This is a genomic window from Pararhizobium sp. DWP3-4 (genome assembly GCF_049898205.1).
Lineage (GTDB): Bacteria > Pseudomonadota > Alphaproteobacteria > Rhizobiales > Rhizobiaceae > Pararhizobium.
Genome location: NZ_JAFCXF010000030.1, coordinates 1 through 25,787 on the forward strand (window position 1 = coordinate 1; position 25,787 = coordinate 25,787).

Here is a 25,787-nt window from a genome sequence, read left to right on the forward strand (position 1 = left end):
GACGGAGACCCTTGCTCTCCCACGGGCTTGGTGTCCCAAAGGTGCGACGGTCTTCCATCCGCCACCGCAACTGGCATTACAGCGCCAAATGCGGAAGAAGGGAAGTTACAAAGGTGGCCTGAAAGGCCGGATGAGAGGGAGCCGCAGGTGCGGAATATCCCGAACCACCTTCTCATCGCCTCACTTCGTTCGGCACTTCTCCCCGCGGTGGAGAAGAGTCAAGACGCTGCTCAGTTGGCGGCTGACATGCTGGTGACGGTAAACCCGTCCTTGCGCAGAAGTTCGATCACGCCTTCGTCTCCGGGCAGATGCAGGGCGCCGACGGCCATGAAGACGGCGCCGTCGTCGAGAATCGGCTTGGCTCTCGTCGCCATGGTCTTGTTGCGGTCGGTGATGATGCGTTGCTCGAAATCAGCATAGCCTGCGTCGTCCGCGGCGGATTTTTCTTCCGAAACGGATTTCATCATCGGCATGATCAGGCCTGTATCGCCGGAAAGATAGAGTTCGGTGGTCGTCTCCATCACATCGGTGATGGTATCGCCGAGCGCCAGCGTCTCGATCAGCGCTTCCAGATGAAACTGCACCGGCAGCGCATCCATCGCCTGCAATTGTTCGATCAGAGTTTCCAGCCCCTTCAGGCTCTTGCCCTGTTTCAGGGCGTCTTCGGCGAGCTTCTTGTCGAGAAAGGCGGCACCGACGGCCTTGCGGCTCATTTCGCAGGCTGGCAGGGCGACGAAGCTGGCGATCATCCATGGTTTCATCTTGGCCACCAGCGTCAGCGGGATACCGCGCGCCTTTAGCCCGGCCGACAGCTTTTCGATCTCTTCGGGTTTCAGGAAATCGTTGATCGTCTTGCCGTCGGCAAACATCGTCAAACCCGGCTGCATCATGATCGCGGCCGCTGCCTTGCGATCATCGACGATCTCGTTGGATTCGACGATGACGGTCTTGGCGGTGTCATAGGCCTGGCTGGCGCCGGCCGGCATCGCAAGCACGCGCGGGTCGGTCACGTGCATGGTGCCGAGCAGATAGGATGGCGCAATGCCCGCCTTCTCGATCTTCCAGAATGTGCCCTTGCCGTTCGGAATGGCCGCCGCTTCCTTTTCCAGCGCCGCGAACTTGGCCGGATTGGAGGTTTGCATCTCGGCAATCAGGTTCTTGCCGCCACAGGACGCGTCTTCTGCACGGGCAGGCGAGATCGACATCAGGGTGACGATCAGGCTCAGCGCAAACAGAACGTGCAGCGTGGCGATCAACGCAAGCACGTTGTCGCTCAACCTGCCGGCCAATGTTCTGGCCAGGCTGCGTGCCGGTTTTGCCCAGTGCTGAAACATAGTCGATCCTGTCTGCGAAAACTCTATCGGGCGATTCTAGGCGCCCAGGCCTCACAGGCCGTTTAACAAATCTGGTTAACGCGCCTTAACCGGCAAAATTCAGGCGCGTGGATGGGCGCGGTCGTAGATTTCCAAGAGTCTTGCCGAATCGACGCCGGTATAGACCTGCGTCGTCGACAGGCTGGCGTGACCAAGCAGCTCCTGGATGGTTCTGAGGTCGCCGCCACCGGCCAGAAGATGGGTGGCGAAGGAATGGCGCAGGGCATGCGGCGTTGCCGTATCCGGCAGGCCAAGCGCGCCGCGCAGCTTCTGCATCTCGCGCTGGATGATCCCCGCCTGCAGCTTGCCGCCTTTGGCGCCGCGAAACAGCGGGCCGTCCGTGGCCAGATGATAGGGGCAGAGTTTTTCGTAGGCGCGCACGGCATCGATCGCCGCCGATATCAGCGGCACGACGCGGGTCTTGCCGCCCTTGCCGTGAATGCGAAGTGCTGTCGGCGCTCCGGCAAAATCGGCTGGCGTCAGGTCCAGCGCTTCGGAGATGCGCAGGCCGCAGCCATAAAGCAGCGTCAGCACGGCCGCGTTGCGGGTGGCGATCCACGGTTCGTCGGCGAGCTGCGCGTCGCTGGTGACGACCATCAGGGCATCCACCGCCGTCAGCGGCTTCGGCAGCGATTTCGGCTGTTTTGGCGAGCGCACGGCGGAGGCCCCGGCGGCATTGCCAAGGCCCTTCTTTTCCAGATAGCGCAGAAAGGAGCGCAAACCCGCAAGCCCACGGCCAAGGGTTCTGGCACCGGCACCATCGCGTCTGCGGGAGGCAAGAAAGCCGCGCAAGTCGCCGGGGCGAAGCGCGCTGATATCGTTCAGCCGAGCCGGGCCGCTCAGGTGGCCGGTGAGGAAATGCAAGAATTGCCGCGTATCGCGCTCATAGGCTTCGACGGTCTTGTCGGACAGCCGCCGCTCCTCGCCAAGGCCGGAAAGCCAGCGCTGGCGCTCGGCCATCAGCTCGGGATGACCTATGATCAGCAGTTCGTTCACAGCCATGCTCCGCGTTTCGTAATGAGCGCGACTCTGCGCGCAAGCCAGTTATGTTTTTCCTAACGGTCGCAGGAATTTGTCATGCCCGGATCATATTCAACTGCGATAGCTCAAGCACAGGCAATGCGGAAAAAGCGATGGCGCGACGGGATTCGGCAAGCGGTTTCACCTATTTCGCGGAGACGGTCGCGCTGGTGTCGCACGGCCAGCCCGGCCATATCGTCGATATGCTGATTGCCGAGCGTGGCCAGCGCATCGTCAAGCATCCGCTCTGGCCGGTGTTGCGGCCGTTTCTCTACACCGTGCTGAATTACCGCAAGGCGATCGAGTTTGCCGATGCCGTGGCCAACGTGCCGGGCTTCCAGGCGTTCGAGCATCTGAGCCGGACGCTGTCGCTCGATATCCGCGTGCACAACGAAGAGCGTATTCCCGAAAAGGGCGGTTTCCTTCTGGTGAGCAACCACCCGACCGGCATCGCCGATGGCATTGCCGTGTTCGATTTGTTGAAGAAACGTCGGCCGGACATGATGTTCTTTGCCAATCGCGATGCCATCCGGGTCAATCCGCGCTTTGCCGAGATGGTCATCCCGGTCGAATGGCGCGAGGATTACAAGAGCAAACTGAAGGCGCGTGAAACGCTGCAGATTACCAACCAGGCGATCTCGGAGGGCAAGGCAACCGTGCTGTTTCCCTCCGGCCGCATCGCCTATTGGGCAGACGGACGGCTCAATGAGCGGCCATGGAAAACCTCAGCTGTTGGCTTTGCCCGCAAATACAATCTGCCGATCCTGCCGGTGCATATGGCCGCGCGCAATTCCGGGCTGTTTTACTGGCTCGCCAAATGGTCGACCGAACTGCGCGACATGACGGTGTTCCATGAGCTTCTGAACAAGAAGGGCGATCTGTTCGATTTCACCATCGGCAACCTGATTCAGCCGGAGGCGCTCGATGGCGATCCGATCGAAGTGACGCGGGCGCTGGAGCGTCACACCGTGGTCGATCTGGCGTTCGACGGCGATGCCCGATTCCGCAATCCGGTTCCGTTGCCGGAGACGATCAGCTAAATCTGCGTCATGCAGATTCGCTCGATGTTCGCCGCCAATTACCGTTCGCTGAAATCCATCCGCATGGATATGGCTGACGTCAACCTGTTCATCGGTGAAAACGGTGTCGGCAAGTCCAACCTCTATCGTGCCCTGCAGCTGATCCAGGCCGCCGTGCGCGGGCGGTTGGCGCATGAGATCGCCCGCGAAGGCGGCATGGCGTCGGCGCTGTGGAGCGGCAGGCGCCGGAGCGGCGATCCGGTGCGGATCAAGCTCGAGGTCGAATTGCTCGACGACGTTCAGGCGCTGAGCTTTCTCTACCGCGTCGAGGCCGGGTTGCGTCCGGCGAAGGCGGCTGCCGGGTTCGTCTTCGAACCGCAGGTGAAGGAGGAGGAACTGAAGGTCGATGCGGGCCGACCTGTCACGGTGATGAAGCGGGCGGGCCCGGGCATTTTCGTCAGAAACGCTGCCGGCCGGATGGAGGAGCATCCGGAACAGGCGCTGACCTCGGAAACGGCGATCGCGCTTTTAGGCGATGCAGGGCACTATCCGGAGATCGGCACGTTCCGGCGGGCGATCGACGGCTGGCGCTTTTTCCACGGGTTCCGTACCGACCGCGATTCGCCGCTGCGTTCGCCCTGCCTTGCCGTCACCGCGCCGATGCTGGACGAGGACGGCTCCAATCTCGCCGCCGTGTTCGCGACGCTGTTTCACACCCGCCAGGATACGGTCGATCTCGACCGTGCCATTGCCGATGCCTTTGGCGGTGCGAGGCTTGTGGTGCCCGAACCGGAAGAATTTGCCGAATTCTCGCTGGTCTTTCCCGATTTCCCGCAACGCCAGTTTTCGCCGCGTGAACTGTCGGACGGCCAGATGCGGTTCCTGGCGCTTGCGGGCGCGCTGCTCTCCTACCGCAAGCCGCGCTTCATCGCCCTCAACGAACCGGAAACCAGCCTGCATCCCGACATGCTGCCGGCCCTTGCCGAAATGATCGCCCAAGCCTCAGCCGACAGCCAGATCTGGATCGTCACCCATTCGGAACTGTTGGCGGCGGAAATCCATAAGCGGTGCGGCACGCGCCCGAAACGGGTGATCCGCAACGATGGCGCGACCTGGATCGAGGGCATGCGGCTGACGGGCGTGATCGATGAGGAAGAGGACTGAAAAAGGAAAAAGCCCCGCGATCATCTCGCAGGGCTCTTCGTTCATTCCAAAACCTGAAAAAGATCAGGCGATCTTCTGGCCGGTCTTGGCCCAGTCGGCCAGGAAGGTAGAAAGGCCTGCGTCGGTCAGCGGGTGCTTGACCAGTGCCTTCAGTGTTGCGGGAGGCGCGGTGATGACGTCGGCGCCGATCAGGGCGGCTTCCTTGACGTGGTTGACCGTGCGGATCGAGGCGGCGAGGATTTCGGTCTCGTAGCCGTAATTGTCGAAGATCTGGCGGATTTCGCGGATCAGGTCCATGCCGTCGAAGGCGATGTCGTCGAGGCGGCCGACGAAGGGCGACACGAAAGTGGCGCCGGCCTTGGCGGCGAGCAGGGCCTGGTTGGCCGAGAAGCACAAAGTCACGTTAGTCAGGTGACCGTCCGACGACAGGTTCTTGCAGGCCTTCAGGCCATCAAGCGTCAAAGGCACCTTGATGCAGATATTGTCGGCGATCTTGGAAATGACAGCCGCTTCCTTCATGATCGACTCATAATCGGTCGCAGCGACTTCGGCCGAAACCGGACCATCGACGATGCCGCAAATTTCCTTGGTCACTTCCAGGATGTTACGGCCGGACTTGAGGATCAGCGAAGGGTTGGTCGTGACGCCGTCGACGAGGCCCAGGTCGTTTAACTCCCGGATTTCATTGACATCGGCTGTATCGACAAAAAACTTCATGGAATTCTCCCTTTCGGCGCTCGGGCGGGCGATGCGCGGGCTGCTGTGTTGTTTCGGGGTTTTCTTTAACGCAATCCGGAGGCAAGGTCACGGCCGATGACTGAAGATTCGACCGATTTGTTTGACGACCTGTTCGCCCGCCGCGTCGTGCCCGTTCTGGTGCCGATGCCCGCCCCGAAACCATACTCCTATGCCGTGCCGGAGGGAATGGCTGTCGAGCCCGGATCGATCGTCCAGGTGCCGCTCGGACCCCGCCAGGTGCTGGGCGTGGTCTGGGACGGGATCGACGACGGCAGCGTCGATCCGAAAAAACTAAAGGCGATTACCCGTGCCTTCGATTGCCCGCCATTGGCGCGGGACATGCGGACTTTCCTTGATTGGGTGGCGACCTATACCGTCTCGCCGCCCGGACTTGTCGCGCGGATGGCCTTGAGGGCGCCGGCGGCATTCGATCCGGAACCGATGATCGAGGGCTTGCGGCTGACCGATATCCGGCCGGAACGGATGACAGCGGCGCGCGAAAGGGTGATCGCCACGGCCGATAACGGTTTTACCTGGACGCGGTCGGGATTGGCGCATGCGGCCGGCACCTCGTCCAGCGTCATCGATGGGCTAACGGCGCAAGGGGTGTTCGAGACGGTGTTCATGCCGCCGCCGCCCGTGGTGGCATTACCCGATCCGGACTATACAGAGCATCGGCTTGAAGGGCCGCAGAAGCAGGCGGCGCTTGATCTGCTCGAAAGCGTCGATGCCGGCGGGTTTTCCGTCTCGCTGATCGACGGCATTACCGGCTCGGGAAAGACCGAAGTCTATTTCGAGGCGATCGCCGCGACCTTGAAGGCCGGCAAGCAGGTGCTGATCCTCCTGCCGGAAATCGCCCTGACGGCGAGTTTCCTCGAACGTTTCCAGGACCGGTTCGGCTCGAAACCGGCCGAATGGCATTCGGATCTCGCACCGCGTACCCGTGAAAAGGTCTGGCGGCAGGTGACGGAGGGTGGCGTCAGGGTCGTGGCCGGTGCGCGCTCGGCGCTATTCCTGCCGTTTGAAAACCTTGGCCTGATCATTGTCGATGAGGAGCATGATCCCGCCTACAAGCAGGAAGACCGCGTCTTTTATAATGCGCGTGACATGGCGGTGGTGCGGGCGCGGATTGGCGAGTTCCCGATTGTGCTGGTGTCTGCCACACCATCGGTGGAAAGCCGGGTGAACGGCGATCTTGGCCGTTATAATCCGATCCACCTGCCGACCCGGTTTGGCGATGCCGCGCTGCCGGATCTCGGCCTCGTCGATATGCGCAAGCATCCGCCGGAGCGCGGCGGGTTCCTGTCGCCCGTTCTGCTGCGCTATATCGGTAAGGCGGTGGAACGCGGCGAGCAGGCGCTGTTGTTTCTCAACCGGCGTGGATATGCGCCGCTGACGCTCTGCCGGGTCTGCGGCCATCGCTTCCAATGCCCGGATTGCTCCAGCTGGCTAGTCGAGCACCGGTTTCGCGGCCAGATCCAATGCCACCATTGCGGCTATGCGGAAAAGACGCCGGAGAGCTGCCCGGAATGCGGCACGCTCGATCATCTGGTCGCCTGCGGCCCGGGCGTCGAACGGATCGCCGAGGAAGTCGATCGGCATTTTCCCGATGCGCGCACCATCGTGCTCTCGTCCGACCTGATGGGCGTCAAGCGGCTGCGGCTGGAGCTGGAGGCCATCGCCAAGGGCGAGGCCGATATCGTCGTCGGCACGCAGCTGGTTGCCAAGGGACACAATTTTCCGATGATGACCTTCGTCGGCATCGTCGATGCCGATATCGGCCTTGCCAATGGCGATCCGCGCGCGGCCGAGCGGACATTCCAGCTTTTGAGCCAGGTGACGGGCCGGGCCGGGCGAACCGGCCTGAAGAGCCTCGGCCTTTTGCAAACCTACCAGCCGCAGCATCCGGTGATGCAGGCGATCGTCTCGGGCGATTCGGACGCCTTCTACGAACGCGAAATCAGCGAGCGGGAAAAGGCGCTTCTGCCCCCGTTCGGACGCCTTGCCTCGATTATCATCTCGGCTGATACCCGCGCCGATGCGGAAGGCCATGCCCGTGGCCTGCGGCAGGCTGCCCCCAAGGTCAGCGGCATCAGTATTCTGGGTCCGGCGGAGGCGCCGCTGGCGCTGATCCGCGGCCGCCACCGTTTCCGGCTGCTGGTCCACGGCCGCCGCAACAGCGACATGCAGGCCTTCGTCAAGACGATGATGGCCAACGGACCGAAGATGCGCGGCTCGGTGAGCGTGCAGCTGGATATCGATCCGCAGAGTTTTTTGTGAGGTTTTACCAATCCGGCTCAAGGGACGAAGGGGTATCTCGGTTTTTCCGTCTGCCAACACCGCTGTTCGACGCCTCAAGTTCAAGGGAAGCGCGTTGAGGGCTGATCTTTGACGCTCAGATACGGAAGGTGTGTTGCGGTTCAGGCGTTATCCCTATTCGCATGGAATTTTCTCAAAGAGGGATAATAGTAGCTATCTCAATATTTTACGGAAAAAGTGGATGGCGATACGGGCGATTCTTCGGTGGGATTTCTGTGCTTCCAGGCCGAATCTGTCTGTGCGATAAGCGAATCGGCTGATCGAAAACGGGGAGATGGCATGGAGTTCTACATTCCGACAGAAACGGGGGAGTTCCTGGCGTTCTGTGCCGCCGTCGTCACGTCGCTGCTCGGGCTTGTCTTTCTGTTTGCGCCAGGCATCGCGTTTCGGGCTTTGGGGATCGATCTTCGCGAAGGCCGTCGTGGCGGGTATGCGGAGGCGCGCTCGACGATGGGGGGCTTTCATCTGGGGCTTGGTCTTGCAGCGCTGCTGCTTGCCCAGCCGATGGTGTATCTGGCGCTGGGGGCTGCGTTTGCGCTTGCGGCATTCGGGCGCATCCTGTCGATGCTGTCGGATAGCGGCAATACGGTTGTGAACTGGTTGTATCTTGTCGTCCAGATCGCGCTTTCGGCTTTGCCCTTGGCCTATGTCTTTGGCTTCATTTAAACCCCGTCTGCCAGGCCCTACAGCGCGGACCTCGCCAGCTCATACCCCATTTTTGTCAAAATTTGGCCAAACCGGGCGATCTTAAACGCATTCGTGCCGTTCGCGTGTTGCGAGTCCAGATATCCTATGCTAGACGAACCGCGACTTGTGGGGGAAACAGGCCGCCCGGCCTGCATGTCCTTTAAAATATAGCAACAAATTCAAAGTGTTGGGTTTACGGTTCTCCGCAGACATCGCCTTTGAATTAAAATAAGAGAAGCTTGTGCCCGTGGCAGACACATCCCAGCTTATTTCCGGTGTTGCAGAAAGGTACGCGTCTTCGCTTTTCGATCTCGCATTGGAAGCGGGTTCGGTCGAGAGCGTCGGGGCGGATCTGGACAAGTTCCAGTCGCTGATCAACGAGAACGCCGATCTGAAGCGCCTTATCGTCAGCCCGATCTTTTCTGCCGACGACCAGTTCAAGGCCATTTCCGCGATCATCGCGAAGGCTGGAATTACGGGTCTGGTCGGCAACTTCCTGAAGGTGGTTGCTCGCAATCGCCGCCTGTTTGCAGTGCCTGGCATCGTCAAGTCCTATCGCGAAACCGCCGCCCGTCATCGTGGCGAAGTTTCTGCTGAGGTGACTTCGGCTCATGCCCTGTCGGCAGCGCAGCAGACCGAATTGAAGGCGGCGCTCAAGGGCGTCACCGGCAAAGACGTGACGCTCAACGTCACGGTTGAACCCTCTATTCTCGGTGGTCTGATCGTCAAGGTCGGGTCCCGCCAGATTGACACTTCCCTTCGCACAAAGCTTTCTAGCCTTAAGCTTGCACTGAAAGAGGTCGGCTGATGGATATCCGCGCCGCGGAAATTTCCGCAATTCTCAAAGATCAAATTAAAAACTTCGGCCAGGAGGCAGAAGTCTCCGAGGTTGGCCAGGTGCTGTCCGTCGGTGACGGTATTGCCCGCGTCTACGGTCTGGACAATGTCCAGGCCGGCGAGATGGTGGAATTCCCGGGTGGAATTCGCGGCATGGCGCTGAACCTTGAAGCCGACAATGTCGGTGTGGTTATCTTCGGTGCCGACCGTGGCATCAAGGAAGGCGACACCGTCAAGCGGACCGGCGCCATCGTTGACGTTCCGGTTGGTCCGGAACTGCTCGGCCGCGTCGTTGACGCGCTCGGCAATCCGATCGACGGCAAGGGCCCGATCAACGCAACGCGCCGTTCGCGCGTTGACGTCAAGGCTCCGGGCATCATCCCGCGCAAGTCGGTTCATGAGCCGATGTCGACAGGCCTCAAGGCCATCGACGCCCTGATCCCGGTCGGCCGCGGCCAGCGCGAGCTGGTCATCGGTGACCGCCAGACCGGCAAGACCGCCATCATTCTCGACACGATCCTCAACCAGAAGGCCATTCACGACAATGGTCCGGAAGCCGAAAAGCTGTATTGCGTCTATGTCGCCATCGGCCAGAAGCGTTCGACGGTTGCCCAGTTCGTCAAGGTGCTCGAAGAGCGCGGCGCACTGAAATATTCGATCATCGTTGCTGCAACGGCGTCCGATCCGGCTCCGATGCAGTATCTCGCACCGTTCGCCGGTTGCGCGATGGGCGAATATTTCCGCGACAACGGCATGCACGCCCTGATCGGTTACGACGATCTGTCCAAGCAGGCTGTGTCCTACCGCCAGATGTCACTGCTGCTGCGCCGCCCGCCGGGCCGCGAAGCTTATCCAGGCGACGTTTTCTATCTGCATTCGCGTCTTCTTGAGCGCGCTGCAAAGCTTTCCGACGCCAACGGCGCTGGCTCGCTGACCGCACTGCCGGTCATCGAAACCCAGGGTAACGACGTTTCGGCGTTTATCCCGACCAACGTGATCTCGATCACCGACGGCCAGATCTTCCTTGAAACCGACCTGTTCTACCAGGGCATCCGCCCGGCGGTGAACGTCGGTCTGTCGGTTTCCCGCGTCGGTTCGGCCGCTCAGGTCAAGGCGATGAAGCAGGTTGCCGGCTCGATCAAGGGCGAGCTTGCCCAGTATCGCGAAATGGCCGCCTTTGCTCAGTTCGGTTCCGACCTCGACGCTGCGACGCAGCGCCTGTTGAACCGTGGTGCGCGCCTGACCGAACTCCTGAAGCAGCCGCAGTTCTCGCCGCTGAAGACGGAAGAACAGGTCGCAGTCATCTTCGCCGGCGTGAACGGTTACCTCGACAAGATCGCCGTCAACAAGGTTGGCGCGTTCGAGCAGGGTCTGCTGTCGTACATGCGTTCCGAAGGCAAGGACATTCTCGAGGCTATCCGCAAGGACAAGGCAATCAGCGACGACGTCAAGGGCAAGCTCAAGTCTGCCATCGACACGTTTGCGAAATCCTTCGCCTGAACGGGTACCAGTTAGGACGGACAACGGATGCCTTCACTTAAGGATCTGAAAAACAGGATCGCCTCCGTCAAGGCGACGCAGAAGATCACCAAGGCGATGAAAATGGTCGCCGCGGCGAAGCTTCGGCGCGCGCAGGAGGCGGCCGAGGCTGCCCGGCCTTACTCGCAGCGGATGGCGATCGTTCTTGCGAACATTGCGGAAGCTGTGGGCACGGACGACAGTGCACCGCGCCTGATGACGGGCAATGGCCGCGACCAGACGCATCTGCTCGTGGTCTGCACGGCGGAACGCGGTCTTTGCGGCGGTTTCAACAGCCAGATCGCCCGTTTTGCCCGCGACCACGTGCGCAAGCTGTTGGCCGACGGCAAGACGGTCAAGATCATCTGCGTCGGCAAGAAGGGCTTCGATATCCTTCGCCGCGAATTCGCATCGCTGATCATCGACCGTGTCGATCTGCGCGAAGTCAAGCGGATCGGTTTCGATAATGCCGACCTGATCGGCAAGAAGGTCATCGGCCTGTTCGAAAAGGGCGAATTCGACGTCTGCACTCTGTTCTATTCGGAGTTCAAGTCGGTCATTTCGCAGGTTCCGACAGCGCTTCAGCTTATCCCGGCTGCTGCTCCTGCAGTCGCCAGGAGCGACGAAGCATCTGCTGCCGCGATCTACGAATACGAACCAGATGCGGGCGAGATCCTCAACGATCTCATCCCGCGCAACATTTCGGTGCAGGTTTTCCGGGCTTTGCTCGAAAATGTTGCGGGTGAAATGGGTGCCAAAATGAGCGCGATGGATAATGCCACGCGCAATGCCGGTGAAATGATCAACAAGCTGACGCTCTCCTACAATCGTCAGCGTCAGGCTCAGATCACCAAGGAACTCATTGAAATCATTTCGGGCGCGGAAGCGCTCTAAGGTTACGGAAAGAGGGTAAGGATTATGGCTAAGGCAGCTACCCCCAGTACAACAGCAGCGGCGACGAAGCCGACAGCGGTGAAGGCAGCAGCGGAAAAGCCGGCAGCAGCAGCGAAGACCGTTGCAGCGAAGAAGGCACCGGCAGCCAAGGTGGTCTTGACGGCAACCGGCGCAGTCGGCCGCGTAACGCAGGTCATCGGCGCCGTCGTCGACGTGACCTTCGAAGAAGGCCAGCTGCCGCTGATCCTCAACGCGCTGGAAACCGACAACAACGGCAACCGCCTTGTTCTCGAAGTTGCCCAGCATCTCGGTGAAAACGCCGTTCGCACGATCGCCATGGACTCGACCGAAGGTCTGGTTCGCGGTCAGCCTGTGACCGACACCGGCGCTCCGATCACCGTTCCGGTTGGTCTGGAAACGCTCGGTCGCATCATGAATGTCATCGGCGAGCCGGTTGACGAAGCTGGTCCGCTGATCACCTCGGGCAAGCGCTCGATCCACCAGGAAGCACCGTCCTACGTCGAGCAGTCGACCGAAGCGCAGATCCTCGTCACCGGCATCAAGGTCGTCGACCTGCTCGCGCCTTACGCAAAGGGCGGCAAGATCGGCCTGTTCGGCGGCGCCGGCGTTGGCAAGACGGTTCTGATCATGGAACTGATCAACAACGTCGCCAAGGCGCACGGTGGTTACTCGGTCTTCGCAGGCGTGGGTGAACGGACCCGCGAAGGCAACGACCTTTACCACGAAATGATCGAATCCGGCGTGAACAAGCACGGTGGCGGCGAAGGCTCCAAGGCTGCCCTCGTTTACGGCCAGATGAACGAACCGCCGGGCGCCCGCGCGCGCGTCGCCCTGACCGGTCTGACGATCGCTGAACAGTTCCGTGACGAAGGCCAGGACGTTCTGTTCTTCGTCGACAACATCTTCCGCTTCACCCAGGCAGGTTCCGAAGTGTCGGCTCTTCTCGGCCGTATTCCTTCGGCTGTGGGCTATCAGCCGACGCTTGCCACCGACATGGGCCAGATGCAGGAACGCATCACCACGACGACCAAGGGTTCGATCACCTCGGTTCAGGCCATTTACGTTCCGGCCGACGACTTGACCGACCCGGCACCGGCAACATCGTTCGCCCACTTGGATGCAACGACCGTTCTGTCGCGCTCGATCGCTGAAAAGGGTATCTACCCGGCCGTTGACCCGCTCGACTCGACCTCGCGCATGCTCGACCCGATGGTTGTCGGTGAAGAGCACTACGAAGTGTCGCGCCGCGTCCAGACGACCCTGCAGCGCTACAAGTCGCTCCAGGACATCATCGCCATCCTGGGCATGGACGAACTGTCGGAAGAAGACAAGGTCGCGGTTGCCCGCGCCCGCAAGATCGAGCGCTTCCTGTCGCAGCCCTTCTTCGTGGCCGAAGTCTTTACCGGTGCGCCGGGCAAGCTGGTCGCTCTCGAAGACACGATCAAGGGCTTCAAGGGCCTGGTCAACGGCGAATACGATCATCTTCCGGAAGCCGCCTTCTACATGGTCGGTTCCATCGAGGAAGCGGTCGAAAAGGCCAAGCGCCTGGCTGCAGAAGCCGCTTAATGACTTTCGGTCGGGGCGCCGCAACGGTGCCCCGATCGACAATCGCTGCGGCTGGTAAGGGCCTGGCCGCGCCGAACGGATTTTCTGCCGGGGTTTCTCGCCGGTAGCGCCAAAAGAAGCGAATGATCATGGCTGATTTCAATTTCGAACTCGTCTCCCCGGAGCGCCTGCTGTTGTCCGAGCGTGTCAGCGAGGTCGTGCTTCCGGCAACGGAAGGCGAAATGACCGTCATGGCCAACCATGCGCCGACGATGACGACGATCAAGCCGGGCGTCGTGAGCGTCAAGGCGATCGACGGCACGGTGACGCGTTACGTCGTGTTCGGCGGTTTCGCCGATATCCTGCCGACAGGCTGCACATTGCTTGCCGAATCCGCCGTTCCAGTCAGCGAAGTCGATGCCAAGCTGATCGAAAAGCGCATCGATGCAACAAAGTCGGAACTGGAAGACGGTTCGCACAGTGACGAGCACAAGACGCGCCTGGAGAGTTTCCTTGCCGAGCTGACACAGCTCAATGAGATTGTCGTCGCAGCCTGAAAAGGTCTGTGACGTGGCTTTCGAACCCCGCTCCGGCGGGGTTTTTTATTGTCTGGACTTTCTTGTGCAGGAGAGCGGGACTGTCGGCTTCGGCGGCACTGCCGGCGTCAACACCTTGATTTGATAAAAGCGCATATCCGCGAAAAGATTTTACATGCTCTGGTTTTGCGTTAGGTTGCCCCTTCGCAAAAAGAGTTCTGAAAATCTGGAACTGCAAGGTTCGACTCAAGACAAGAGGATGCGCATGTCTTCCAGGATCGTGCCGGTCATCATGGCTGGCGGCAAGGGGACGCGGTTGTGGCCGCTGTCGCGCTCGGCGGCGCCGAAGCAATTTCTCCAGTTTCTTGGCGATCGTTCGCTGTTCCAGAAGACGCTGGAGCGGGTTTCCGATCAGGAGCTTTACACGCCGGCAGTGGTTGTCACCAATGCCGAATTCCGCTTCATCGTTGCCGAGCAGGCCCGGGCGCTCGACGCACCGCTGTCGAGCATCCTTCTGGAGCCTGTTGCCCGCAATACCGCGCCGGCACTCGCAGCCGCCGCCTTCGTGGTTTTGCGCGATCATGGCGACACCGCCGTCATGCAGGTACTGGCTTCCGATCACGAGATCGATGCGGGCCTGCATTATTTCGACTGCATCCGCATCGCGCAGGAAACGGCACAGACGGGCAAGCTGGTGACCTTCGGCATCGAGCCGACGGAGTCGGCGACCGGCTATGGCTATATCGAAATGGGGGACGATCTCGAAACAGGCGCAAAAACCGTTGCCCGGTTCGTCGAGAAGCCAGACCGGGAGCGGGCGGAGGAGCTTCTGGCAAGCGGCCGTTATCTCTGGAACTCCGGGATGTTCATGCTGCCCGTCGGGCAGTTGCTGGCGGAAATCCTGCGTTATGCGCCTGCCGTCTACGATGCAGCCCAGCGGGCAATTCAAAGTGCAGAGCGGGATCTTGATTTCGACCGTCTCGATGAGGCGGCCTTCTCGCAGGCACCGGATATTTCCGTCGATTACGCCGTGTTCGAGAACACGGAGCATGCAGCTGTCGTGCCATCATCCTTCAGCTGGTCGGACCTTGGCAGCTGGGACAGCGTCTGGGCGATCGGCGACAAGGATGCGGACGGCAATGTCGTGGGCCAGAAGGCAACGGTCTCCAATACCCGCAACTCGCTGATACTGTCGCGCGATATCCATCTCGCCGTGCAGGGGCTGGATGATGTCGCCGTCATCGCCAGCGAGGATGCGGTTTATGTCGGGCGGATGGAGGACAGCCAGAATGTCGGGCAGATCGTCAAGCAGCTGGCATTGTCGGCGAAAACGAAAAGGCTGACGGAAAACCATCCGACATCCTATCGCCCCTGGGGGGCGGTGGCATCGGTGCTGAGCGGCGAGCGTTTCGAGGTCAAGCGGCTGCATGTGACGCCCGGCTGCAAGATCTCGCTGCAGAAGCATCATCACCGCTCCGAGCACTGGATCGTCGTGCGCGGCACGGCAGAGATCATGATCGACGGCGAGACGCGCCTGCTGCACGAAAACGAGTCTGTTTATATCCCGCAAGGCGTCGTCCACCGGCTGACCAATCCGGGCAAAATCCCGCTGGAGCTGATCGAGGTGCAGACCGGCTCCTATCTGGAGGATGACGATATCATCCGGCTGGATGACGAGTTTGGGCGGACGTAAGGTCTCAGGATTGCTTTCTTCTCTTCTCCCCTGCGGGGAGAAGAGGGAGCTACACTTTGCGCCCGGAAATCTTCCCTCTTGGTTGTCCCCAACAGCAATAGCGTCAGCAATCCAATGATGGAGCTGACGCAAAAATGCCCGGGATCGTAAAATCCCGGGCATTGCGGTTTAACGTCATTTATCGCAGCAGATCAGCCGGCCAGTTTGTCGGCATAGGCGCGCTGTTCGTAGTGGTGGCCGAAGCGGCTCTTGAGGAAGGCGTCGAGGCCGATTTCTTCTTGGCGGATGAAGCCCTTGGCCGGCAGTTCGCCCTTGGCCAGCATGTCGAGAACGGCGCAGATGCTGGATGCCGTGGTGATCTGGATGGCGCTCATCATGCGACCGGCAACGACGGCGCTGTAGACCTTGTTGGCGTAGGTTTCCTGCACCAGGCGGCCTTCCTTGCGGCCGGAGACCGTGACGAAGATGATGACGACGTCCTGCATGGTCGACGGCAGCGAGTTTTCGAAGATGTCCTTCAGGACTTCGCGGCGGTGGCGCAGGCCAAGATCGTTCAACAGGGCCTTCATGATCGCGGCGTGGCCGGGATAGCGGATGGTGCGGTAGTTGAGCGTGCGAACCTTGCCCTTCAGCGTTTCGCACAGCGTGCCGAGGCCGCCGGAGGTGTTGAAGGCTTCATAGGTGACGCCGTCGAGCGAGAATTCTTCGCGTTCTTCGAGTGCCGGAACTTCGATCAGCTGGCCTTCGACGATGGCTTCGCAGGGCTCGATATATTCGTTGATGACGCCGTCCGTACTCCAGGTCAGGTTGTAGTTCAGAGCGTTGGACGGATACTGCGGCAGGGCGCCGACGCGCATGCGCACGCTGTCGAGGGTGTCGAAGCGGCTGGCGAGATCATTGGCAACGATGGAGATGAAGCCCGGTGCCAGGCCGCACTGTGGAATGAAGGCGGTGGTGGCGGTTTCGGCGATCGCCTTGACATGACGGGTGGATTCGACGTCTTCGGTCAGGTCGAGATAGTGCACGCCGGCCTTGGAGGCGGCTTCGGCAATGGCGATCGTCAGGTGGAACGGTGCGGCGCTGAGGACGGCGAATTTGCCGGTCAAAAGGGATACCATGGCGGCGCTGTCGGAGATGTCGATTTCAGCGACCGAAATGGCGTCGTGCTTTTCGATCATGGCGAGCTGTTCGGCACTGCGATCGGCCAGCGTGACCTGATAATCGCCGGAATGGGCGAGAAGGCGGGCGATGGTCGAGCCGATCTTGCCGGCGCCGATGACAACGATATTTTTCATGGTGGGTCCCCCGAATGAATCTGTCTGTACCTCCATTGTCTGATTTCTACCGGTTGATATGAAGCGCTGATCTGATAAAAATGCCGTCGAATAATCGGCATAATGCCGGTAAGGATGATCATAATGACTTTAGCGGACAAGGACCGGCAACTCCTCGCCATTCTCAGCGAGAATGCCCGCATGCCGACGGCGCTTTTGGCGCGAAAACTCGGCCTTTCGCGCACGACGGTGCAGGCAAAGCTCGAGCGGCTGGAACGCGACGGCATCATTGCCGGCTACGGCGTGCGGCTGTCGGACGATTTCGAGAAGGGGCTTATCAAGGCGCATGTGCTGATCACGCTTGCCGCCAAGGCATTGGGGCGAGTAACGCAGGACCTGCACGATATCGAGGATGTGCGGACGCTGCATTCTGTCAGCGGCAGTTTCGACCTGATCGCCGTTGTCGCCGCGTCATCGATCAGCGAGCTCGATCTGGTCATCGACCGGATCGGCGAGATCGACGGGGTTGAAAAGACGCTGTCGTCGATCATTCTGTCGACGCGGATCAATCGGTGATTTTCAGTCGAGTGGCTGCGCAGTAATTGCCCCTCACCCTAGCCCTCTCCCCGCGCGCGGGGGGAGGGGATGACAGAGGTTGCCGCTTCTTCCTTCTCCCCATCAAACGGGGCGAAGGTGCCTAACAGGGCGGATGAGGCGCGGTGGGAGTAGGAAGCTGCCGTGCCTCCTTTATCCGAACAGCACCATGCTGGCTCTCAGCGTTACCCAGACCCCCCAGAGTAGCGGGATGCCGACAATGGCCCAGGCGATCAGGGCCTTGCCGTCGAAACCACCGGCGCCGATGCCGAAGGAACCGGTCGGGCCGGCATTCGCCGCGGCGGACTTGGCCTGGAGGGCAGCAACCTCCTCGTCCTTCATGAACCATTTGTCCGATAACGGCCGGATCAGCGCATTGGCAACCAATCCCAGCGCCAGCATGCCAGCGAGGATATACATCGTACCGGTGTAGAGTTCGGGTCCGGGGGCGACGCCTGCGGAAATCTGGGCCTCGCGGATATAGTTGACCACCACAGGACCGACAATGCCAGCCGTTGCCCAGGCCGTCAGCAGCCGCCCATGGATGGCGCCGACGAACTGCGTCCCGAAGATATCGGCGAGATAGGCCGGGATGGTCGCGAAACCACCGCCATACATCGACAGGATGATGCCGAAGGCCAGCACGAACAACGCCTTGTTGCCGAGACCGGCGAGCGTCGGGGCGAGCGCATAGAGAACTATGCCGAGGACGAAGAAGCAGAAGTAGGTGTTCTTGCGGCCGATCTTGTCCGACAGCGAGGCCCAGAAGAAGCGGCCACCGATGTTGAACAGCGAGAGAAGTCCGGTAAATCCTGCGGCGATTGCAGCGATCGACGCTTTCTGCGGCGTATCGAGATCGGCAAAGGCGACATCCGGCAGGCCGATCAGCGAGCCGGCGAAGATTTCCTGCAGCATCGGCGATGCCATGCCGATGACGCCGATCCCGGCCGAGACGTTGAGGCAGAGCACCGCCCAGATCAGCCAGAACTGCTTCGTCTTGTGGGCATCGCGCAGGTGCACGTGCTTGGTGGTGATCATTGTGCTTTTGGAAGCCGGTGCAGTCCAGCCTTCCGGACGCCAGCCTGCCGGCGGGATGCGGTAACCGAAGGCGCCGCCCATCATGAAGACGAAATAGATGACCGCCATGACGACGAAGGTCTGCCAGACGCCAGCGGAAATATCGGTGCGGAAATGGGTCATCAGCAGGTTGGCCAAGGGGGCGCCGATCATCGCGCCGCCGCCAAAGCCCATGATCGCCATGCCCGTCGCCATGCCGCGCCGGTCGGGGAACCATTTGATCAGAGTGGAAACCGGCGATATATAGCCGAGGCCAAGACCGATGCCACCGATGACGCCGGCGCCGAGCCACATCAGCCAGAGCTGGTGGGTATAGACACCGAGTGCCGCGACGAGAATACCGCCGCACCAGCAGCAGGCGGAGACGAAGCCGGCCTTGCGCGGGCCGGCACGTTCCAGCCAGCCACCCCAGATGGCGGCCGAGCAACCGAGCAGAACGAAGAACAGCGTATAGATCCAGCCGAGATCGGCGACACGCCAGTTGCAGGTGGTGGTGAACAGGGCGGAAGCGAGGTTCATGCTGGCGCAGCTATCGGGCGTGGTGCCGAGCGCCTTGGAAAGCGGCAGCCAGAAGACGCTGAAGCCATAGGCCATGCCGATACAGAGATGGATGGCAAGCGCTGCCGGCGGTACGAGCCAGCGGTTGAAGCCCGGCTTGGCGATGATGCGTTCGCGGTCGAGAAGGCCGACCGCGCCCCCGCCGACATAGGTGTCCGTTGTTGCTGTCATTCTCGTTGTTCCTCCATCCGCCCATGTCCCGTCGGGCGTTCCCAGTGAATGTCATGTCCGGGGTGGCTGAAGAGTGTCTCGCACCACCCGCTCCTCAACGCGTGGTGCCGCCTCTGCCGTCCGTCCCATCACAGGAGCAATCGGCGTGCCAAATCGGGCTATTCAGGATTTCAATGGGTTATGCAGTAGGGGACGCGAGCGGTGGACAGAATGTCCGGGAGTCGGCGGACATTTTGTCCGGTTCAGCTGGCTTCCGGTAACCAGATGGAAAAGGTCGTTCCTTCTCCCGGGGCGCTCTGGACGGAAATGCGGCCGTTCTGGCGGGCGATCAGCCGCTGGCTGATGGACAGGCCAAGACCGGTGCCTTCCTGCCGTTTGGTGGTGAAGAATGGGTCAAAAATCTTGCCGATCAGCTCCGGCGTCATGCCGACACCCGTGTCGGTGATTTCGAGCATCACTCCCGGATTTTCGGCGATATCCTGATCCAGCGTCCGAATCGTCAGGACACCGCCCTTCGGCATGGCGTGGATGGCGTTGACGATCAGGTTGACCGCCACCTGCTGCAGTTCCGTCCGGTTCATCAGCACCAGCCGGGTGGCACGGTCGTCGCGGACGAGCTTGATCTCGGCCCGGTGCAGAAGATGCTGCACCAGCGGCAGGCAATCGGAAATGATGTCTGAGGGCGCGTGGCGCTCGACATAACCGGCATATTCTTCCGGCTTGGCGAATTGCAGGAGCTTGGTGACGATCTGGCTGATGCGGTGGATCTGCTCGTCGATCAGCCGGAACTCGACTTTCGCCTCGTCTGTCTTGGCGCCGAGCACGCTGCGGACAACGTCGAGATTGCCCTGGATGACGGCGATCGGATTGTTGATCTCGTGGGCGACACCGGCGGTGATTTCGCCGATGGCAGCGAGCTTTTCCGACATGATCAGCTGCTTGGTGGTCGCCTCGATCTGGCGGTTGGCCAGCTCCAGTTCGCTGGTGCGCTCGGCAACGCGGTCGTTCAGCTCTTCGTTCCATTGCCTAAGTTCGCGGTCGCGTTGCTGCAACTGGTCGAGCAGGCCGTCGAGGTGCAGTGCCACGCGGCCGATCTCGTCGCTGGCCGCCTTCAGTTCGGTGCGGGCACCCATATTGCCGCCTTCAACGCGGGTGATGGTGTCGCTCATGCGTTCCAGCGGTTTGAAGATCGCCCTTGCCCAGCGCAGGAAGATCGGCACGCTGACGGCGGTGACAACGAGAAAGGCGAGTACGATGGTCAACAGCGTCGCGTATTTTGCCTGCCGGAAGGGCGTCTCCAGAAAGCCGACATAGAGCATGCCGACGCGCTTGCCGAAACTGTCGACGATCGGCTCATAGGCCGAAATGTACCAGTCATTGACGACGAAAGCGCTGTCGAGCCAGGTGCGACCCTCGTCCAGAACAGCGGCACGCACGGCGGCGGAAACCCGGGTTCCCAAGGCGCGGCGATCCTCGAACAGGCGCACATTGGTGCTGATGCGCACGTCCTCGAGAAACAGCGTCGCGGTACCCTTGCTGCCTTCAGGAAGACTTGCCTCGCGATAGACGAGGTCGTTGATCGTATCGATGAAGACGAGGTTCTTGTTGAGCAGGATACCGCCGACTAGTGCCGCCTTTACGCCGTTTGCGAGTATCACCGGGCTGGCTGAGTGCACGACCATGCCGCGCGTCTCGCTCTTCCTGTCGGTCGGTACTGCGTTGGGGGTTTCCACCAGCTCGATCCGGGCGCGCTCCGCCAGCGCCGGCGACAGGGCGGCCAGTTGGGCGTCGGAGAAAACGTCGATGGCGGTCGAGGATGTGCCATCGAGCGCTGAGATCACCACCGGCCAGGCTTCCTGCGCTTGCCGTGCCGCGCTGATCGGTTGCCCCTGATGATCGACGAGCATCAGGAAATCGAGGCCGAGCGTCTGGTGGCTCTTTTCAAGGAACGCCGGCAGGGCCGGGGTTTCGCCGGAGCCGACCGTGTCGCGAAATGCGGCGGAGACGGCAAGCGCCTGGATATGCTCGCCGGTGTTTTCGAGAATGCGGGACAGATATTGATGGGCGATGGTCAGGTCGCCATTGACCTTGGTGATCAGCAGCGCATCGAATTTCGCATTCCAGCGGGCAATGGTAATGCCAAGCAGAAGCGGCAGGATGACCAGCGTCGGCAGCAGCGCGATGGCCAGAAGCCTAAAGCGGATGGAGCGGGCAGGGCGCTCCTTAGGGCGGGAAGCCTCAGCCATTCCAGACGGCGCATTTACGGTCGATGGTCTTGCGCGAAATGCCGAGGCGGCGGGCGGCTTCGTCGCGGTTGCCGCCGGTTTCTTCCAGCACCGCCAGGATATGCCGCCGCTCGACATCATCCAGCGTCTCATCGGCCGTTTCTGCCTGCTGACCGGGATTGCCACGGAAATCGTCCGGGAATTTCCCCAAAATCAGCGAACGTTCGACCAGGTTTCGCAGCTCGCGCACATTGCCAGGCCAGGCGTAACGGGCCAGCGCTGCGCGCACCGGCGCATCGATGGTTACTTTCGGCATACCAAGCTGCTGCGACAATTTCTGCATGAACAGCTCGGCCAGTTCCTGCACATCATTGCCGCGGTCACGCAACGGCGGCAGATAAAGTTGCATGACGTTGATGCGGTAAAAGAGATCGGCGCGGAAGCGGCCTTTCTCGACCTCTTTCTGCAGTTCGGCATTGGTGGCGAAGATGAAGCGCAGATCGACCGGTACTTCGCGCTCGGAGCCGAGCGGCCGGACCCGGCGATCCTCGATTACACGCAGCAGCTTGCTCTGTGTGGCGAGCGGCATTTCGCCGATCTCATCGAGGAACAGCGTGCCGCCCTGCGCATGGGTGAACAGGCCTTCGCGGTTGTTTTCGGCGCCGGTAAAGGCACCCTTGATATGGCCGAAAAGCTCTGTCTCGATCATGTCAGCCGGGATGGCGGCGCAGTTGACCGGCACGAAAGGCTTGTCCACCCGGTCGGACAGGGTGTGCAGCGAGCGGGCCGCGACTTCCTTCCCGGTACCGGATTCGCCGGTGAGGAGAACGGAAGTCGGCAGCGGCGCCACGCGCGCGATGGTATCGCGGACCTCGCCGATCACCCGCGACGCGCCGATCAGCCGGTCGCGCAAAAGGATATGATCGGATGTTGCCTTCAGCTCATAGCGCAGCACGAAATTCTCGCGTTGCAGCCGCATGCGGTCGAGGCAGCGGGCGACGGAATTAAGGATCTGGTTGGACCGGAAGGGTTTCAGCACGAAATCGACGGCTCCGGCCCGCAGAGCCTGGATTGCAGTTTCCAGATCGGCAAAAGCGGTGATCAGGATCGCTTCAGCGAAAAAGCCGATGGCACGCTGTTCGGCCAGCCAGTCGACGCCATTCTTGCCGGGCATGATATTGTCGAGGATGACGACGTCGAAATGGTGGGCATCGAGCTTGCGCGAGGCCTCGTCGGTATCGGCCGCCTCCTCGATCCGCTTGCAGCGGGACCCGAGCGTGCGGACGAGGAAATTGCGCATGCCCGGCTCGTCATCGACGATCAGGATGGATGCCTGCGCCAGCCACGGCCCGAACTCCGGATCGCGCTCCGGCACCGACGTTTTTCGCGCTGCCTCTCCCTGCAAAAGTCTCTCCCTTTTTTGACGAGGCCGACCATAGCAAGGGTGAAGGGCAGGTACAAAGAGAGTTTCCACTCGTGTCTGTGAAAGGACCGGAATCGCTTGCAGTTGAGGATGTGGCTACAACCGGTGTCGATGCAGGCTTTGGTGCAAAAATACGAAATTGCTACACATAGCGCGCTGACTCGGGCACAATCTGCCTGCGGTCCTCCTTGCCGTGGACCTGCTGCGGTACTGGCATGGCTTGGGAGGGCATGTCATGGAGAAACTTCCGCCTCCGGGAACGCGCATTCGCAACGCCTTCAATGGTGAGACGTTCATCTTCACCCATCTTGGCGAAGACGCGGAGACGTTTCAGCTCGACGTTTTTCTGGGACGCGGAGGCGTGCTGCGGGGAACTGGCCGCCAGCACTTCCATCCGAATTCCGACGAGGAGTTCCACGTCCGCAGCGGCGTTCTCAGGGTCATGATGGATGGACAGTGGCATGTTCTGAAGCCAGGTGACACGCTGCTGGTGCCGCGCGGCATCCCGCATTTGTTTCGCAACGGTCACGACGGGGAGACGCTGTTCACAGTCCGCTTTTCGCCGGCTTACAATTTCATGCGGCTGTTCCTGAACATGTCGCTCGGTACGGCCGAGCATCCTGACTGGTACGACGACAACGGAGAGCCTTCATTGGTATTGCGGGCGCAGGCTCTGCATGCATTCCATGATCATGCTTACGGGGATGGCATTCCTGTCTGGTTTCAGAAACTGCTCTTCGCCTGTCTGGCGCCTGTCGCATTCTTGAGAGAGTATAGACTTTCAGTGAAGCCACGAAAGCGGCGCTAAGCGGCACGTTCGGGTCGAAAACCGTGTCGTACCGTACGACAAGCCTTGCTCAGGTTGGTATCTACCGCACCTTCAATCCCAGCTCCGCCAGCAATTGCCCCGCCTGATCGCGCGAGATCGTTGCGCCCTTGAATTGTTTGGCGTTCAGCAGGCGAATGCCGCCGAGGTCGGCGCCGCGAAGGTCGGCACCCTCGAAACGGCAGTCGACCAGATTGGCGTCACGCAGGCTGCAATCCTGAAAGATCGCGTCGCGGAAATCGCATTTCTTCAGATCGGCCATCTGGAAATCGAGGCCGTTCAGGCGGGCCTTGCGAAAGGAGAGGCCGGGCAGCCGGGCGTCGGCCAGCCGGGTTTCGTGGAAAGTCAGATTGAGGGTTTTTGCCTCGGAGAGGTTTGCTCCCGTCAGCTTGCAACGGGAAAAGTGCGCGCCGGTCAGTGTCGTGCCGCGGAAATTGCTGTTGTTGAAGTCGCACCCCTCGATCTTGCTCTCCGACAGATCGCAACCGGTGAAATCGGCGAGACCGCCCTTGCAGCTCGACCAGATCGTGGCACTCAGTTTTGCGCCGGTGAACCGGGCCTGCTTGACATTGCAGGCCTCGAACACCCAGCCATCCAGGGTCAGGCGCGCAAGGTCGGCTTCCTCAAGGACGCAATCCATCAGCTTGTGCGGAAGTCCACTTTTCGAGAGCTGTTCGATTGCAGAGCGATCAAGCGCGCAGTTCTCAACGGTATTGGCCAGTGAAATCGGGGTGTCCGGGGAGACGGAGGGTGCCATGCCGAGGTTCCTTGTTCGTCATCGAGGACACACGGTGCAGAGCCACGTACCCCGCCGACCACTGCTGATCAAACTGGTACCGTGGAAACCCGAGAGGGGTCATAAGCTGCTGATTGCAGGGACCGGATTACCAACCGGCCCATCTTTTTCGGTATTGCTGCGTAGCTTAGATGGTGCGCCCGTTCAACGTCCATGAACGGAGTTGTGCAAAGTATTGCGCCGCCCCGAGATCAGGCTTTTTCGGGAATGCTCGGTTCGGACAGGGATTCGCCGGCTGCCGTGCCTTTGCCGTCCGGTGCACCGGCGGCGGCATCGCTGCCGGTACCCACGCCTTCGGAGCCGGAATAAGGTGGCTTGATGATGGCGGCGGCGGAGATCACGATAGGGTCGAAACCGGCATCGCCCTGCTCGATCAGTTCGAAGAAGGCCTTGCGCATGCGCGGTTCCCAGAACTTGTTGATATGGGTGGCGACGCCTTCGACGCGCTCATCTTCCGGCTGCGACTTGAAGAAGGTGGCGATCTGGTTGGCCATGCGGACAAGTTTGCCATTGGTGTTATCAAGCGACATCGGCGACGGCTCCGGATTGAATGCGGTGGGATTGCGTGAAAATCTCGAAATCGGCGCCGCGTACCAGCGCGATCAGCGTCATACCGGCTTCATCCGCCGTGCGGATGGCAAGTGCTGTCGGCGCCGATATGGCGATGATGAAGGGGCTGCCGATAATGGCGGTCTTCTGCACCATCTCGACGGAAACGCGGCTGGTGACGACGACGGCGCCGGTTGTTCCGGCATGTCCGGCCCGGGCTGCAGCGCCGACCAGCTTGTCCAGCGCATTGTGGCGGCCGACATCCTCGCGCACGGCGATCAGGCCCTTGCCCGGTACGTAGAAGCCGGCGCCATGCACGGCACGGGTTTCGAAATGCAGCGGCTGCTGGCCATTGAGGAGGGCGACGGCTTCGATGATCTGCTGCTGCGATAGCCGCAGTGTAGAGGACGATACCGGTGGTGTCTTGCGCACGGCCTGCTCGATCGATTCGATGCCGCAGAGGCCGCAGCCGACAGGCCCTGCCATATGGCGGCGGCGGGAGACCAGCGCGTCGTTCTGCTCATCCTTCAGAATGATCTGAAGGTCGATGCCTTTTTCGTCTGCGACGGCCTCGATCGATTCGATCTCGGAAGGATCGGTGATGATCCCCTCCGTCAGGCTGAAGCCGACGGCAAAATCCTCGAAATCGCCGGGGGTGGCCATCATCACGGCATGGGTGGAGCCGCCATAGGAGAGCGCGATGGGCGTTTCTTCGGGGACGGCGCGGGAGCCGGGCGTCAGCTTGCCGTTGCGATGGGCGGTCTCGGGCACGGTCTGAGTGAGTTTGAAGGTGGTCATGCCGCGAACTCTTTCTTCTCCCCAGCGGGGAGAGCGACTGTCTTGTTCGTCAAGCGTTTTGCCATGGTTTATTGTCCCGGATGATGGCATTGAGAATGGTGAGAAGCTTGCGCATTGTCGCAACGATGGCGA

The 25,787-nt window shown here is 60.9% G+C and carries 22 protein-coding genes; 12 read left to right on the plus strand and 10 right to left on the minus strand.

The genetic code is table 11. From position 1 onward, the window contains the following. Positions 1-230: 230 nt before the first annotated feature. Both ACP7E6_RS29205 and ACP7E6_RS29210 read right to left on the minus strand, forming a co-directional pair. Complete coding sequence (locus tag ACP7E6_RS29205) at positions 231-1,334, minus strand: TraB/GumN family protein (protein ID WP_426233659.1); 1,104 nt, start codon at positions 1,332-1,334, stop codon at positions 231-233. Positions 1,335-1,433: 99 nt separating this feature from the next. Further along, on the minus strand, positions 1,434-2,375 hold the full coding sequence (locus tag ACP7E6_RS29210; protein ID WP_426233661.1) for a tyrosine recombinase XerC: 942 nt from the start codon (positions 2,373-2,375) through the stop codon (positions 1,434-1,436). A 131-nt stretch (positions 2,376-2,506) separates the two neighbouring features. On the opposite strand from ACP7E6_RS29210, the gene ACP7E6_RS29215 reads away from it, so the two are divergent. Next, complete coding sequence (locus tag ACP7E6_RS29215) at positions 2,507-3,433, plus strand: GNAT family N-acetyltransferase (RefSeq protein ID WP_426233663.1); 927 nt, start codon at positions 2,507-2,509, stop codon at positions 3,431-3,433. 9 nt (positions 3,434-3,442) lie between these two features. Beyond that, positions 3,443-4,576: an AAA family ATPase gene (locus tag ACP7E6_RS29220; RefSeq protein WP_426233665.1), complete on the plus strand. Its 1,134-nt coding sequence runs from the start codon at positions 3,443-3,445 to the stop codon at positions 4,574-4,576. A 63-nt stretch (positions 4,577-4,639) separates the two neighbouring features. On the opposite strand, the gene fsa is transcribed toward ACP7E6_RS29220, so the two are convergent. Beyond that, entirely contained in the window at positions 4,640-5,293 is a 654-nt protein-coding gene (gene fsa, locus ACP7E6_RS29225; protein WP_426233667.1) for a fructose-6-phosphate aldolase, read from the minus strand. A 96-nt stretch (positions 5,294-5,389) separates the two neighbouring features. Between fsa and ACP7E6_RS29230 the strand changes: the two genes are divergently transcribed. The 8 genes from ACP7E6_RS29230 (at position 5,390) to ACP7E6_RS29265 (ending at position 15,364) form a co-directional block, all read left to right on the plus strand. Next, positions 5,390-7,594, plus strand: coding sequence for a primosomal protein N' (locus tag ACP7E6_RS29230; RefSeq protein ID WP_426233669.1), 2,205 nt, complete (start codon positions 5,390-5,392; stop codon positions 7,592-7,594). Between the two features lie 318 nt (positions 7,595-7,912). Then, a complete protein-coding gene (locus ACP7E6_RS29235) occupies positions 7,913-8,299 on the plus strand; it encodes a DUF4345 domain-containing protein (RefSeq protein ID WP_426233671.1) in 387 nt (128 codons plus the stop codon). A 262-nt stretch (positions 8,300-8,561) separates the two neighbouring features. Beyond that, entirely contained in the window at positions 8,562-9,128 is a 567-nt protein-coding gene (locus ACP7E6_RS29240) for a F0F1 ATP synthase subunit delta (protein ID WP_426233673.1), read from the plus strand. Beyond that, complete coding sequence (gene atpA, locus ACP7E6_RS29245) at positions 9,128-10,657, plus strand: F0F1 ATP synthase subunit alpha (protein ID WP_113313884.1); 1,530 nt, start codon at positions 9,128-9,130, stop codon at positions 10,655-10,657. The genes ACP7E6_RS29240 and atpA overlap by 1 nt, the downstream gene beginning before the upstream one ends. 27 nt (positions 10,658-10,684) lie before the next feature. Beyond that, a complete protein-coding gene (locus ACP7E6_RS29250) occupies positions 10,685-11,569 on the plus strand; it encodes a F0F1 ATP synthase subunit gamma (RefSeq protein ID WP_426233676.1) in 885 nt (294 codons plus the stop codon). Positions 11,570-11,593: 24 nt separating this feature from the next. Further along, positions 11,594-13,156 (plus strand): F0F1 ATP synthase subunit beta, encoded by a 1,563-nt coding sequence (atpD, locus tag ACP7E6_RS29255; protein WP_426233678.1) that lies wholly within the window; start codon positions 11,594-11,596, stop codon positions 13,154-13,156. Between the two features lie 128 nt (positions 13,157-13,284). After that, positions 13,285-13,692, plus strand: coding sequence for a F0F1 ATP synthase subunit epsilon (locus tag ACP7E6_RS29260; protein WP_426233680.1), 408 nt, complete (start codon positions 13,285-13,287; stop codon positions 13,690-13,692). A 244-nt stretch (positions 13,693-13,936) separates the two neighbouring features. Then, entirely contained in the window at positions 13,937-15,364 is a 1,428-nt protein-coding gene (locus ACP7E6_RS29265) for a mannose-1-phosphate guanylyltransferase/mannose-6-phosphate isomerase (RefSeq protein ID WP_426233682.1), read from the plus strand. Positions 15,365-15,555: 191 nt separating this feature from the next. On the opposite strand, the gene ACP7E6_RS29270 is transcribed toward ACP7E6_RS29265, so the two are convergent. Further along, positions 15,556-16,659, minus strand: a complete 1,104-nt coding sequence (locus tag ACP7E6_RS29270) for a saccharopine dehydrogenase C-terminal domain-containing protein (RefSeq protein ID WP_426233684.1) — start codon at positions 16,657-16,659, stop codon at positions 15,556-15,558. A gap of 123 nt (positions 16,660-16,782) precedes the next feature. Here ACP7E6_RS29270 and ACP7E6_RS29275 point away from each other — a divergent pair, with 123 nt between their 5' ends. Next, the gene (locus ACP7E6_RS29275; RefSeq protein ID WP_426233686.1) at positions 16,783-17,214 is read left to right on the plus strand and encodes an Lrp/AsnC family transcriptional regulator; all 432 of its coding nucleotides are present in this window, start codon (positions 16,783-16,785) and stop codon (positions 17,212-17,214) included. 171 nt (positions 17,215-17,385) lie between these two features. Here ACP7E6_RS29275 and ACP7E6_RS29280 read toward each other — a convergent pair whose 3' ends face one another. The 3 genes from ACP7E6_RS29280 to ACP7E6_RS29290 all read right to left on the minus strand — a co-directional run bounded on the left by ACP7E6_RS29280 (position 17,386) and on the right by ACP7E6_RS29290 (position 22,668). After that, positions 17,386-19,038: an OFA family MFS transporter gene (locus ACP7E6_RS29280; protein ID WP_426233688.1), complete on the minus strand. Its 1,653-nt coding sequence runs from the start codon at positions 19,036-19,038 to the stop codon at positions 17,386-17,388. A gap of 242 nt (positions 19,039-19,280) precedes the next feature. Next, the gene (locus ACP7E6_RS29285) at positions 19,281-21,284 is read right to left on the minus strand and encodes a sensor histidine kinase (RefSeq protein ID WP_426233690.1); all 2,004 of its coding nucleotides are present in this window, start codon (positions 21,282-21,284) and stop codon (positions 19,281-19,283) included. After that, positions 21,277-22,668, minus strand: a complete 1,392-nt coding sequence (locus ACP7E6_RS29290; RefSeq protein ID WP_426233692.1) for a sigma-54-dependent transcriptional regulator — start codon at positions 22,666-22,668, stop codon at positions 21,277-21,279. The genes ACP7E6_RS29285 and ACP7E6_RS29290 overlap by 8 nt, the downstream gene beginning before the upstream one ends. A gap of 253 nt (positions 22,669-22,921) precedes the next feature. Here ACP7E6_RS29290 and ACP7E6_RS29295 point away from each other — a divergent pair, with 253 nt between their 5' ends. Further along, positions 22,922-23,494 (plus strand): cupin domain-containing protein, encoded by a 573-nt coding sequence (locus ACP7E6_RS29295; RefSeq protein ID WP_426233694.1) that lies wholly within the window; start codon positions 22,922-22,924, stop codon positions 23,492-23,494. Between the two features lie 61 nt (positions 23,495-23,555). Here ACP7E6_RS29295 and ACP7E6_RS29300 read toward each other — a convergent pair whose 3' ends face one another. The 3 genes from ACP7E6_RS29300 to fdhD all read right to left on the minus strand — a co-directional run bounded on the left by ACP7E6_RS29300 (position 23,556) and on the right by fdhD (position 25,655). After that, positions 23,556-24,269, minus strand: a complete 714-nt coding sequence (locus tag ACP7E6_RS29300) for a pentapeptide repeat-containing protein (RefSeq protein WP_426233696.1) — start codon at positions 24,267-24,269, stop codon at positions 23,556-23,558. Positions 24,270-24,499: 230 nt separating this feature from the next. Then, on the minus strand, positions 24,500-24,838 hold the full coding sequence (locus ACP7E6_RS29305) for a formate dehydrogenase subunit delta (RefSeq protein WP_426233698.1): 339 nt from the start codon (positions 24,836-24,838) through the stop codon (positions 24,500-24,502). Continuing rightward, positions 24,828-25,655: a formate dehydrogenase accessory sulfurtransferase FdhD gene (fdhD, locus tag ACP7E6_RS29310; RefSeq protein WP_426233700.1), complete on the minus strand. Its 828-nt coding sequence runs from the start codon at positions 25,653-25,655 to the stop codon at positions 24,828-24,830. The genes ACP7E6_RS29305 and fdhD overlap by 11 nt, the downstream gene beginning before the upstream one ends. Between the last annotated feature and the right edge of the window lie 132 nt (positions 25,656-25,787).

What these genes read in the sequence shown, in the direction of transcription:
- ACP7E6_RS29205 (WP_426233659.1), bottom strand. Translation starts at nt 1,334, where the DNA reads ATGTTTCAGCACTGGGCAAAACCGGCACGCAGCCTGGCCAGAACATTG.
- ACP7E6_RS29210 (WP_426233661.1), bottom strand. Translation starts at nt 2,375, where the DNA reads ATGGCTGTGAACGAACTGCTGATCATAGGTCATCCCGAGCTGATGGCC.
- ACP7E6_RS29215 (WP_426233663.1), top strand. Translation starts at nt 2,507, where the DNA reads ATGGCGCGACGGGATTCGGCAAGCGGTTTCACCTATTTCGCGGAGACG.
- ACP7E6_RS29220 (WP_426233665.1), top strand. Translation starts at nt 3,443, where the DNA reads ATGCAGATTCGCTCGATGTTCGCCGCCAATTACCGTTCGCTGAAATCC.
- fsa (WP_426233667.1), bottom strand. Translation starts at nt 5,293, where the DNA reads ATGAAGTTTTTTGTCGATACAGCCGATGTCAATGAAATCCGGGAGTTA.
- ACP7E6_RS29230 (WP_426233669.1), top strand. Translation starts at nt 5,390, where the DNA reads ATGACTGAAGATTCGACCGATTTGTTTGACGACCTGTTCGCCCGCCGC.
- ACP7E6_RS29235 (WP_426233671.1), top strand. Translation starts at nt 7,913, where the DNA reads ATGGAGTTCTACATTCCGACAGAAACGGGGGAGTTCCTGGCGTTCTGT.
- atpA (WP_113313884.1), top strand. Translation starts at nt 9,128, where the DNA reads ATGGATATCCGCGCCGCGGAAATTTCCGCAATTCTCAAAGATCAAATT.
- ACP7E6_RS29250 (WP_426233676.1), top strand. Translation starts at nt 10,685, where the DNA reads ATGCCTTCACTTAAGGATCTGAAAAACAGGATCGCCTCCGTCAAGGCG.
- atpD (WP_426233678.1), top strand. Translation starts at nt 11,594, where the DNA reads ATGGCTAAGGCAGCTACCCCCAGTACAACAGCAGCGGCGACGAAGCCG.
- ACP7E6_RS29260 (WP_426233680.1), top strand. Translation starts at nt 13,285, where the DNA reads ATGGCTGATTTCAATTTCGAACTCGTCTCCCCGGAGCGCCTGCTGTTG.
- ACP7E6_RS29265 (WP_426233682.1), top strand. Translation starts at nt 13,937, where the DNA reads ATGTCTTCCAGGATCGTGCCGGTCATCATGGCTGGCGGCAAGGGGACG.
- ACP7E6_RS29270 (WP_426233684.1), bottom strand. Translation starts at nt 16,659, where the DNA reads ATGAAAAATATCGTTGTCATCGGCGCCGGCAAGATCGGCTCGACCATC.
- ACP7E6_RS29275 (WP_426233686.1), top strand. Translation starts at nt 16,783, where the DNA reads ATGACTTTAGCGGACAAGGACCGGCAACTCCTCGCCATTCTCAGCGAG.
- ACP7E6_RS29280 (WP_426233688.1), bottom strand. Translation starts at nt 19,038, where the DNA reads ATGACAGCAACAACGGACACCTATGTCGGCGGGGGCGCGGTCGGCCTT.
- ACP7E6_RS29285 (WP_426233690.1), bottom strand. Translation starts at nt 21,284, where the DNA reads ATGGCTGAGGCTTCCCGCCCTAAGGAGCGCCCTGCCCGCTCCATCCGC.
- ACP7E6_RS29295 (WP_426233694.1), top strand. Translation starts at nt 22,922, where the DNA reads ATGGAGAAACTTCCGCCTCCGGGAACGCGCATTCGCAACGCCTTCAAT.
- ACP7E6_RS29300 (WP_426233696.1), bottom strand. Translation starts at nt 24,269, where the DNA reads ATGGCACCCTCCGTCTCCCCGGACACCCCGATTTCACTGGCCAATACC.
- ACP7E6_RS29305 (WP_426233698.1), bottom strand. Translation starts at nt 24,838, where the DNA reads ATGTCGCTTGATAACACCAATGGCAAACTTGTCCGCATGGCCAACCAG.
- fdhD (WP_426233700.1), bottom strand. Translation starts at nt 25,655, where the DNA reads ATGACCACCTTCAAACTCACTCAGACCGTGCCCGAGACCGCCCATCGC.